This is a genomic window from Mesonia oceanica, from assembly GCF_902499555.1.
Lineage (GTDB): Bacteria > Bacteroidota > Bacteroidia > Flavobacteriales > Flavobacteriaceae > Mesonia > Mesonia oceanica.
Map to the genome: position 1 here is coordinate 20,500 of NZ_CABVMM010000023.1, position 10,184 is coordinate 30,683.

The following is a 10,184-nucleotide window of genomic DNA, read 5'->3' on the forward strand; positions in this document are numbered from 1 at the left end:
CTGAATCAAGTCCGTCTGCCGGACGGGCAGGTTCAGGATAACGACATCTTTTTAATATAGTCTGTGATAATTTTTTATTTCAGATTTAAAGCTTCCTGCTGAGCATAAAAATCTAATAAATTAATTTGTTCTTATTAATTTATAAGAACAAAATAGTACCTTGATTGCTTCGGGAACTATAGCCTAAAGGTCTTTTAAGAACCTTCTTTCTGCAATTCCTTTTCTACCTCTTTCTCTACGTCGGCGATATCTAGATGATTGACCAGTTCCATAATTTCTTCGGGTGACATATATAAACGCTTAATTCGGTTTTTATACTTAGGCGAAATACTGGTGTTGTTTAAAATAAAATTTTTTGTTGCTAAAATGTATTGATACATGCCATGCTTTACCGCATACGTATCCGCAGCTCGTTCAACCTCTTGAATATGCGTGGTAGAAAATAGGTATTTAAGTCCAAATGAAATCATTCCTAAACTGCTTCGATCCCGGTAATCCATCACATGGCCCAATTCGTGACCAATCCATCCAATAAGCACTTCGTCTTCTACATTTAAAATGGAAAATTCTTCTTCTTCGATATGAAATTTTTCAGAAATCAGGATAATATAAGCCCGGTTTTTCCTACCCTTAAAAATACTCGCATAGGTGGGTTGCGCTTGCATGGTCGACTTTTTAATCTCTTTTTTAAACTTAAAAGAAATAGGAGTGTCTTTCAGTTCAGGATAGTGAGCCAGTGCTGCTTCAACTTGATCTTTAATAGATAACGGAATATCTTTATTAGTGTACTTCATCATAGGTTTATATATGCGAATCCAAGTTAAAGGTTTGGGGCTCGAAATTCTATTAAAGTAGTCTTAAAACTTCATCTTATTTTAAATCAGAATTCCTTTAAATCCAATATCTTTGCACGCCATTTAAAAAAGTAAGATGCAATTAACGGCCTATACCCAAGAATTTAAAAAGAACCTAACTATCGCTTATCCGGTTATGCTGGGACAGTTGGGGCACGTATTGGTAGGTTTGGCCGATAATATTATGGTGGGTAGGTTAGGTGCGGCTCCGCTGGCCGCCGTTTCTTTAGGAAATAGTTTAGTTTTTATAGCCTTGTCTATTGGTATCGGTTTTAGTTTTGCGATTACTCCATTAATTGCTGAAGCAGACGGAGCTCAGAATATTGAAAAAGGTCGTTCTTATTTTCAACACGGAATCATATTGTGTGCTTTAACCGGACTTTTATTGTTTGGCTTGGTTTGGTTATCAAAACCTGCCTTGTACTACCTTGATCAGCCGGAAGAAGTAGTGCATTTGGCCTTACCTTATATAGATATTGTTGCGTTTTCTATGTTGCCGGTAATGGTTTTTCAGGCTTTTAAACAGTTTGGCGATGGACTTTCACAAACCAAATATGCCATGTATGCTACCATCTTGGCCAATTTGGTGAACGTATTGTTCAATTATTTGTTGATTTATGGGGTGTGGATTTTCCCAAGATTGGAGTTAGAAGGAGCCGCCATCGGAACTTTAATTTCCCGATTTTTTATGTTGGGCTTTATGTATTTCATTTTAAAAAAGAAAAAGAAATTCAGTACTTATTTTGTATGGGCAAAAAAGTCACTTCAACAAAAAATATTCAAACGTTTATTTAACTTAGGTTTTCCTACCGCTTTACAGATGCTGTTTGAAGTAGCTATTTTTACCGCTTCGGTATTTTTAGCAGGAACTTTGGGGACCAATGTTCAAGCAGCCAATCAGGTGGCACTTAATTTAAGTTCCATGACGTTTATGATTGCAGTAGGCATTGGGGTGACGGCAACCATTAGGGTAGGTAACCAAAAAGGACAGCACAATTATAAAGAGCTAAGAAGAATTGCTTTTTCTACCTTTTTTTTGGTGTTTATTATCGAAGCTTTTTTTGCATTAGGATTTATTCTTTTAAAAGATATTCTGCCCACTTTTTATATTGATAATACCGAAGTCATTATACTGGCAGCGCAGTTACTCATTGTAGCAGCCTTATTTCAATTAAGCGATGGTTTGCAAGTAGTGATTTTAGGAGCTTTGCGTGGCTTGCAGGATGTAAGGTATCCCACACTTATTTGTTTTATTGCCTATTGGGTGATAGGTTTTCCCGTTTCTTATTTTTTAGGAAAGGAAAATGCTTGGGGAAGTATGGGAATTTGGTTTGGACTTCTGGCCGGTTTGTCAGCATCGTCGATAATGTTGTATATTCGATTTAATTATTTAAGTAAAAAACTAATTGAAAGAGGTGTGATTAAAGACCTCTTATAAAAGATATTTTATGGAATTTCCAAGATTTTTATTAGGAGATAATACCGATTATCCGGAAGCTATTTTTGTAGTACATACTGAGTTTCCAAGGTTTATCATTAACTTACAAGATGATGAGGTAGAATGGCTGGAAGATTTTGATAAAAATGATGAAGAAGAGTTGAAAAATGAAGCCGAAAACTTAATTCAAGAGGCTTCAGAATTTTACGATCGTGAAGTAGAACGCTATCAAGAATAGTTTTGATGGAAGAGTTAGTAAAGTTAGACCAAGAACTATTTTTATATTTAAACAATCTTGGGTCGGAAACTTGGGATTGGTTTTGGGTTTTTATAACCTATAAGCTTTCTTCCATTCCGCTGTATGCGTTTCTTCTTTATTTGTTGTATAAAAACTACGGATTAAAACCTACCATAATTACTGTGCTTTTAGTGGCAGGCTTAATTACTTGCACCGATCAGTTAGCGAATGTGTTTAAAGATTATTTTCAGCGTCCAAGACCTTGTAAGGAAGATTTTATAGCTGAAGGAAGGATGCTCTTGGATTACTGCGGAAGTTATGGTTACTTCTCTGCCCATGCAGCAAGTTCTATGGCATTGGCTTTTTATTTAGGAAATATTTTGAAGCGATGGTATAAATATGCTTTGGTTGCTCTTGTTTTTTGGGCAGCAGTAGTGGGTTATAGCCGAATCTATGTAGGCAAGCATTATCCCGGTGATGTGATTACAGGAATGTTGATCGGAGCGCTATTCGGGTTTTTGTTTTATAAGCTTCAGCAATATTTGGTAAAAAGATTTAGTTAATCCTTTTTCTGTAACAGATAAAACTTTCTGATTAACCTGCTTTTATAACCTCCTTTTTCAGGATTTACATAATTTAAATCGTATCGGTCTGAAGCTATAATGTTGTAATCGGTGAACTTCTTGACGATCGAAGAGTCCTTTTCCGACATGATAATTCCAAATTTTTCAGTATTTGGGGTATATAAACTATCCTTGTCAATGGTAGGGATAGGTTCTCCATATTCCCAGATAATTTCCGGGGTTTTTCCGCCGTAATCATAAACTTTAAAATTTTCCATTTCCGAAAAAGCTTGAAGTTCATCAAAATTATGAAATCTCGGGTTATCCAATAAAGTATCTACCAAAGGAAAGCCGAAAGACATCACGACACAAATAAAGCCAATCGTGGCATAAAATACCTTTGCATAGCTTTGCCGTAGAAGATTTTGAAATATTAGAAAAGCTGCTACCACCAAGCCGGCCGAGCTGAGTAAAAAATAGACCCAATAAATTCCTCGAATATCCAGAAAGAAATAGCCTGCAATAGGAAATGCAAAACCAATGAGTGCAATTAAACCGTGATTAAAATAGACAACCCATTTTTCTTTGGAAGGAAGTTGTTGGAATTTCCTGATGAGGTATTCTACATAAAAACTGGTATTAAATGCCATCGGAATTAACACTGGAAGCAAATAGCGTGACTTTTTCTCGGGAATTATGGAAAGCAGAATCACCGAAATAATGGTCCATAAAAATGAAAATAAATAGGCTTTTTTATTACTGACTTTATTTTTGAGGTAAGGGTAGAGTAAAGCCACGAAAGACGGGATAGTCCAAATTCCGCTTTGTGTGAAAAAACTCCAGTAATAATACCAAGGTCTAATGTTGTAACTTCCCCAGTTGGAGGTTTCTTTTTCAGCAATTTTTAAAAAAGCTGCCGGATCTGCCCAACGTACATAAATAAACCACCAGCCACCAATAAGTAATCCAACTAAAAGAAAAATAATTAAAGGCAACCAACGTTTCTTGAAGTTGTGGTATTTGTAAACAATTCCGTAGCTAATTATAAAAGGCAATAGCAAAGCATATAGTGAAACCGGTCCTTTACTCAGAAAGGAAAAACCAAAAAATAGAGCAGCTAAAAGCGCATGCTGATATAGCTTTTTGTCGATGCTGAAAAATTTCCAAAGGTAATAGATGCAAATCATCATAAACGCGTGGGTGAAAATATCCCATTGCCCATTTCTTCCAGAAAATATAATATAAAAGGAAGTGGCTAAAATTAACGAAGCTTGAAAGGCTTGTTGTTTAGTAATTTCAAATTTTGGTAAGGTTTTATAGAAACCAATAATTAATAATAAGGAGCATAAAGCCGCCGGAAGCCTTAGGAGCATTAAACTTTTAAAGTTGGCCAAGCTCCCAAAAAAAGCGGTTAGCCAGGTAGGAAGCGGAGGTTTTTGGTAACGCGGAACATCATTTAAGGTAGTTAACAACCAGTGGTCGAGGTTCACCATTTCCCGAGCGGTAATAAAATTTCGGGCTTCCATAATATTCACATAAATCGCATCAAGATTTACAAAAAATATCAACCCGATGACAATAAGTAAATAATAGGTGTAATTGTCTTTTTTAATCATCATTATTTCTACTTAAAATAATATTACGAATATAAATAAAGCATCCGGTAATGTGTCCGATAAAAAGAACAGGGTCTTCTCGTAAAATGGCATAGACCAGAATTAATAAAGCTCCAATTAAACTAAGTACCCAAAAACCTAAAGGTAAGCTTGATTTCTTTTTTCTTTCAGAATAAATCCACTGATAGAAAAACCGTAAATTAAAAACAATTTGAGCAGCCGAACCTAACAGTAGTAACCAAAGCGGAATGGCTTCATTATAAAAAAGCTTTTCAATATCATAAGAATTGTTGTTGTAAGAATATAGGACAATTAATAATGGGAAAATGTAGAGAAATATTCTTAAAACTAGAGGAGCTTTTTGCCATTCTCCTTGCAATTGTAAATTTCTTATATAGATAAAATAGGTGATGGCTTGCCCCAGCATAATGGCAAAATCTTCTCGCAAATAGCCATAGACAAATAATAAAAACGAAGCGAATAAGCTCAACTTCCAAAATAGGGAAGGCGTTAATACTTTTTTATGCTTTTCTGAAAGAATCCATTGAAAAAGCAACCTCCCAGAAAATAATAGTTGAGCGATTAAACCTACAGCATAGATTTGCCAACTGCTCATGCTTGATCGTTTACTTTGTAATTAATGTACTTCTTTTTCATCCACAAATAAGCAAAACAATCTAAAAAAGGTCCTATTAACCGATTGGTCAGATGAAATTTTGCTTTTCCGGCAATTCGGGGATAATGCCGTACCGGAACTTGAAGAACTCTACCGTGTTGTAATAAAATCATCGCAGGTAAAAAACGATGTAATCCTTTAAACATGGGGATTCTTTTGGCATAATCTGCACGGATTACTTTTAGCGGGCAACCCGTATCATCCATGCCATCATGCGTAAAACTTCTTCGAATACCATTGGCAATTCGGGAAGACATATTTTTAACGAAAGCGTCTTTTCTATCAGAACGAACTCCCGTAACGAGTTCATAATCTTCAATTTTATCCAACAACAAATTAAAATCTTCAGGATCTGTTTGTAAATCAGAATCAATATAACCAATATATGCTGTAGCGGCATAATCAAAGCCTGCTTTAATGGCAGCACTTAAGCCTTGGTTTTTTTCAAAAGAAATGTAATGAAATGCGGTTTGGCGCTTGCAAATTTCTTTCACCAATGCTAAGCTATTATCTTGAGAGCCATCATCCACAAACAATATACAGCTCTTCTTTGTAGCGATATTGAGGTACTTGGCTAGTTCTTTTTCTACCCTTAAAAGATTTTCTTGTTCGTTATAAAGCGGAACAATGATAGTAAATTCGTATTCCATGCATGTAATAGTTGACTGCAAATGTATCAATAATTGTAAATTTTCTATAAAACTTTATACTTTACTGCGATTTTTTAAATGTACTTTGTATTTTGCCCTTTTAAATTTAAAATTAACCGGGTTAATTCTTTTATGAAAATACTTATTACCGGAGCTGCTGGATTTATTGGCTCTCATACTGCAGAAAGATTTAAAAAAGAAGGTCATGAGGTTGTTGGACTCGATAATTTTAATGATTATTATGACCTTTCGTTAAAGAAATTAAACGCAAAAGATTTAGTAGAACAGGGAATAGAAATAATGGAGGTAGATCTTCGAGTAGAAGAAAGCTATCAACCATTATCTACCGATTTTGATTTTATTATTCATTTTGCCGCTCAACCTGGTATTTCCAGTTCTTGTACGTTTGAGCAATACTTAACCAATAATATTATCGCTACAGAAAAGCTGATCAACTTTGCTCATCAAAACAAAGGCTTAAAGCATTTTATAAATATTGGGACTTCTTCTATTTATGGATTGGAAGCTACTTTTCCGGAAAGTGTAGCTCCAAAGCCCGCTTCTAATTATGGAGTAACTAAACTTGCTGCTGAACAATTAGTATTAGCAGAGTCTAGAGCGAAGAAGATGAAAGCTTCCAGCTTACGATTATATTCGGTTTATGGCCCACGGGAACGACCAGAAAAGCTTTATACTAAATTGATTGCGTGTGGTTTTAATAATGAAAGTTTTCCGTTATATGATGGAAGTGAAAAACACTTGCGCAGTTTTACTTATGTAGGTGATATTGTTGATGGAATTGTAGCTGCGGTTAACCGTCACGAGAAAATTGATGGAGAGATTATCAATTTAGGAACCGAAGTAGAACATACCACCCAAGATGGAATTGATTATGTACAGGGATTAATGGGGAAAGAAATTGCTATTAATGTAATTGATAAGCGTCCCGGAGATCAATGGCGAACTTGTGCGATTATTGATAAAGCTAAAGAACTATTAGATTACAATCCTACTACAGGTTTAAAAGAAGGATTGCAACTTCAAATAGATTGGTATAAAAAGAATTTTCTATAAATCCTTAGCGATTTTTAATAAATAAGTAGCAGCAACAAAAGGCGTAGTTTCATTATTTTCTATGGCTTTTAGTTGCTTTTTTAGTTCAGTCTTGATTTTAGGTTGTTGATAGAAGTTCGCCTTTAGTCGGTCGTTAATGGTTTGCAACAACCAGAACTTGTTTTGTTCTTGTCGTTTATGCTGAAAAAAATCATTTGCTTTTGTGGCTTTTTCGTAAGCTGAAATCATGTTCCAAATTTCTTCAATTCCTATTTGGTGAAGCGCACTCGCTAATTTTACTTTTGGTTTCCAACCACTTTCCGTTTCCGGATATAGATGAAGTGCTTTCCTGAATTCAGATTTTGCTTGTTCTGCTGGTTTTTTATTTTCACCATCGGCTTTATTGATGACAATGGCATCGGCCATTTCCATAATTCCGCGTTTAATACCTTGCAATTCGTCTCCGGCTCCGGCCAATTTTAGAAGCAGAAAGAAATCGGTCATACTGTGAACCATGGTTTCACTTTGCCCAACACCAACGGTTTCAATTAAAATAGTATCAAAGCCTGCTGCTTCGCATAAAATAATCGATTCGCGCGTTTTTTGAGCTACTCCACCTAATGAATCTCCCGATGGAGTAGGACGGATAAATGCATTTTCTTGTTTTACCAATTCTTCCATTCGGGTTTTGTCACCCAAAATACTTCCGTGAGAAACCGAACTAGAAGGATCTACGGCTAAGACCGCCACCTTTTTTCCTAAGCTAATTAAATAATTTCCGAAGGCTTCAATAAAGGTGCTTTTTCCTACACCGGGAACGCCGGTAATCCCAATTCGTAGAGATTGATTGGCAAAAGGCAAACATCCTTCAATGATGGCATTTACCGATTCTTGATGTTTTACTTGCTGACTCTCAATTAAGGTAATGGAACGGCTTAAAGCGGTTTTATTGCCTTGGGTGATTTGTTTGACTAAATCTTGGGGCTTAATTTTTTTCTTCCGCAAGTTTTTGATCCGTTCAGCACTTTTGGCACTTACGCTGTTAGAGAGTGAAACACCTGGGGTTTCATGCAATGCAGAGTCTTTTTTCTTTTGAGTCAAGGTAGGAATTATTTAGCACAAATTTATGAATTCATTTTTGAAAAGCCTTTTATTACTTTCTATATTGAAATCTACAAAAACTAAAATTAATAATTATGAAAAAACTGTATACCGCAAAAGCGACTGCCGCTGGCGGAAGATCTGGAAATGTAACAACAGACGACGGTAAAATAGATAAATCTTTAAGTGTTCCTAAAGGCTTAGGTGGTGATGGAGGCGACGGTACCAATCCAGAACAACTTTTTGGTTCTGCTTATGCTGCTTGCTATGGAAGTGCTTTAGAACTCATTGCTGAAAAAGAAGGAGTAGATCTTGGTGATTTTAGTGTGACAGCTACGGTAAGTATTGGCAAAACCGAGGAAGGCGATTTACAATTAGCAGTAATTCTAGACTCTTATTTACCGGGAGTAGATGTAGAAACCGGTGAAAACCTTGTGAACAAAGCTCACGAAGTTTGCCCATATTCTAGAGCAACACGGGACAATATTGATGTCACCCTTAACTTATTGTTAGAAGAATAACATCAAAATTTTCGTGATTCCGAACTTTCCTGCTTGTGAGCAAGGCTTAACAGTGAATGTCATACCGGAATCAATAAAAATTTACCAATAAAAAACCTGAAGTTTAGGCTTCAGGTTTTTTTGTAGGATTGGCTTTCTTAACAATGAAAGAAAATTAAAGTTTTATATGAAATCTCCATTTTTCTAAATGATTTTGTGCTTAATTCAGTGGCCTCTTCAACACCTTTTCCGGTTGTTTCTATCCACTTTTCTGTTACATTTTTATTGCCCTTAAATAACTCCTAAATCCATTTCTTCAATTAAATCTGCCCAAGAACCTTGATTAACATCTTGATTTATGGTAAGTAAACGTTCTTTTAATTCTTTGGCATATTTAGAATAGTTTTCATGATAATTCCCTAATTTTTCAGGAGTTTCAATCTCTTCCATATACTTAATGTATATATATACATATCTTAAATATGACTCTAGATCCGAATTTAGAAAATGATATTCTTTATTTCCGTCATAGCTTAGATTAAAAACTACTGTATCTGTTTTTAAATCTATACACCTACTATAATATTCTTCATCAAAGTCACGTGTAGCAAATTTTAAATATCTTTTTTCAAGTAATTGAAGTTCGTCCAACATTATATAGTCACCTCCATAGCCTGAATAAGTTGGTAATCCTATTTCATATAGAATCTCTTTGGATGTTACAGATAATTTAGCATCTGTTTTATTTAATTTAGGAAAGGTCTTACACTCTTTGCCAAAATATTCTTTTATTTCTTCTAAATTTATCATTTTATCTTTGTTTTAATATCTTTAGTTCTTTGTTTTATGGATTTTCTCCTTATTTCTGAACCGAGATTACTATCACCGGGATAATCGTAACTATACTCAATATCAGCATTTTTATAACGCTGAAGTTTTTGTTTACACATAGATTCTTTTAGACTACATGGTTCCAATTCACTATAGACCTTTGTAACTTTTTCATTAGTAATTTTATTATCTCTTAGCCATTTCATTCCTATTATTTCAGCGTGTTCTCTTCTTCCTTTTATTGTAGTAAACTCTTTTCTTGTGATCTTTCCGGAATCATCTAAATATTCAAAAATGGCAATATTTCCATTATGCTTGGGATGTGGAAGTGTTTTTCGATATTTAACTGCTAATTTGCTTAATTCACTTTCACCGTAAGCTACTTTTCTAAGTTTTAGTAATGAGTTTTCTAACTTTCTGGCTCCCTTACCTTTTCTTTCCAATACATCATCAATCCATTTATTAAATTTAGGTAGTTTTTGGGTGCTTTTGGCAATGCCTTTTACGAAGGTAATTAAACTTACAATTAAGTCTATGGCTATAATGGTATCTTCGCCAGAATTACGAGCAATTTGGTAGGAAGTTAATTGGTTGTCTCCATAGCGAGTGTAGAAATAGTTGTCTATACTTTTTGCAATGGCTTCGCTAATAAGGTCTGGGTTTT

The 10,184-nt window shown here is 35.0% G+C and carries 12 protein-coding genes; 5 read left to right on the top strand and 7 right to left on the bottom strand.

Annotated features, from left to right (window positions below; genetic code table 11):
* Positions 1–194: 194 nt before the first annotated feature.
* Positions 195–797 carry a hypothetical protein gene (locus FVB9532_RS18735; protein WP_394349688.1) on the bottom strand — a complete coding sequence of 201 codons (603 nt, stop codon included), beginning with the start codon at positions 795–797 and terminating at the stop codon, positions 195–197.
* A 133-nt stretch (positions 798–930) separates the two neighbouring features.
* Here FVB9532_RS18735 and FVB9532_RS18740 point away from each other — a divergent pair, with 133 nt between their 5' ends.
* Genes FVB9532_RS18740 through FVB9532_RS18750 form a run of 3 tightly spaced genes read left to right on the top strand, consistent with a single transcriptional unit; the run spans position 931 to position 3,093 of the window.
* Positions 931–2,292 carry an MATE family efflux transporter gene (locus FVB9532_RS18740; RefSeq protein ID WP_150546713.1) on the top strand — a complete coding sequence of 454 codons (1,362 nt, stop codon included), beginning with the start codon at positions 931–933 and terminating at the stop codon, positions 2,290–2,292.
* A 10-nt stretch (positions 2,293–2,302) separates the two neighbouring features.
* Positions 2,303–2,530 (top strand): DUF8828 family protein, encoded by a 228-nt coding sequence (locus FVB9532_RS18745; RefSeq protein WP_150546714.1) that lies wholly within the window; start codon positions 2,303–2,305, stop codon positions 2,528–2,530.
* A 5-nt stretch (positions 2,531–2,535) separates the two neighbouring features.
* Positions 2,536–3,093 (top strand): phosphatase PAP2 family protein, encoded by a 558-nt coding sequence (locus FVB9532_RS18750; protein WP_194716588.1) that lies wholly within the window; start codon positions 2,536–2,538, stop codon positions 3,091–3,093.
* Here the strand turns inward: FVB9532_RS18750 and FVB9532_RS18755 are convergent.
* Genes FVB9532_RS18755 through FVB9532_RS18765 form a run of 3 tightly spaced genes read right to left on the bottom strand, consistent with a single transcriptional unit; the run spans position 3,090 to position 6,035 of the window.
* On the bottom strand, positions 3,090–4,712 hold the full coding sequence (locus tag FVB9532_RS18755; RefSeq protein ID WP_194716589.1) for an ArnT family glycosyltransferase: 1,623 nt from the start codon (positions 4,710–4,712) through the stop codon (positions 3,090–3,092). The two genes, FVB9532_RS18750 and FVB9532_RS18755, sit on opposite strands and share 4 nt — an antisense overlap.
* Entirely contained in the window at positions 4,702–5,325 is a 624-nt protein-coding gene (locus tag FVB9532_RS18760) for a lipid-A-disaccharide synthase N-terminal domain-containing protein (RefSeq protein ID WP_150546716.1), read from the bottom strand. Before FVB9532_RS18760 ends, FVB9532_RS18755 begins: the two co-directional genes overlap by 11 nt.
* Positions 5,322–6,035: a glycosyltransferase family 2 protein gene (locus FVB9532_RS18765; protein ID WP_150546717.1), complete on the bottom strand. Its 714-nt coding sequence runs from the start codon at positions 6,033–6,035 to the stop codon at positions 5,322–5,324. The genes FVB9532_RS18760 and FVB9532_RS18765 overlap by 4 nt, the downstream gene beginning before the upstream one ends.
* 132 nt (positions 6,036–6,167) lie before the next feature.
* Between FVB9532_RS18765 and FVB9532_RS18770 the strand changes: the two genes are divergently transcribed.
* Positions 6,168–7,109 (top strand): NAD-dependent epimerase/dehydratase family protein, encoded by a 942-nt coding sequence (locus FVB9532_RS18770; RefSeq protein ID WP_150546718.1) that lies wholly within the window; start codon positions 6,168–6,170, stop codon positions 7,107–7,109.
* On the opposite strand, the gene meaB is transcribed toward FVB9532_RS18770, so the two are convergent.
* On the bottom strand, positions 7,104–8,189 hold the full coding sequence (meaB, locus tag FVB9532_RS18775) for a methylmalonyl Co-A mutase-associated GTPase MeaB (protein ID WP_150546719.1): 1,086 nt from the start codon (positions 8,187–8,189) through the stop codon (positions 7,104–7,106). The genes FVB9532_RS18770 and meaB overlap by 6 nt on opposite strands.
* A 95-nt stretch (positions 8,190–8,284) precedes the next feature.
* On the opposite strand from meaB, the gene FVB9532_RS18780 reads away from it, so the two are divergent.
* Positions 8,285–8,710, top strand: a complete 426-nt coding sequence (locus tag FVB9532_RS18780) for an organic hydroperoxide resistance protein (RefSeq protein WP_150546720.1) — start codon at positions 8,285–8,287, stop codon at positions 8,708–8,710.
* Between the two features lie 270 nt (positions 8,711–8,980).
* Here the strand turns inward: FVB9532_RS18780 and FVB9532_RS18785 are convergent, their stop codons facing one another.
* Together FVB9532_RS18785 and FVB9532_RS18790 are read right to left on the bottom strand one after the other, a co-directional pair.
* A complete protein-coding gene (locus tag FVB9532_RS18785) occupies positions 8,981–9,499 on the bottom strand; it encodes a hypothetical protein (RefSeq protein ID WP_150546721.1) in 519 nt (172 codons plus the stop codon).
* A partial coding sequence (locus FVB9532_RS18790) for a nucleic acid/nucleotide deaminase domain-containing protein (RefSeq protein ID WP_150546722.1) occupies positions 9,496–10,184 on the bottom strand: 689 nt, incomplete at its 5' end. The genes FVB9532_RS18790 and FVB9532_RS18785, both read right to left, overlap by 4 nt.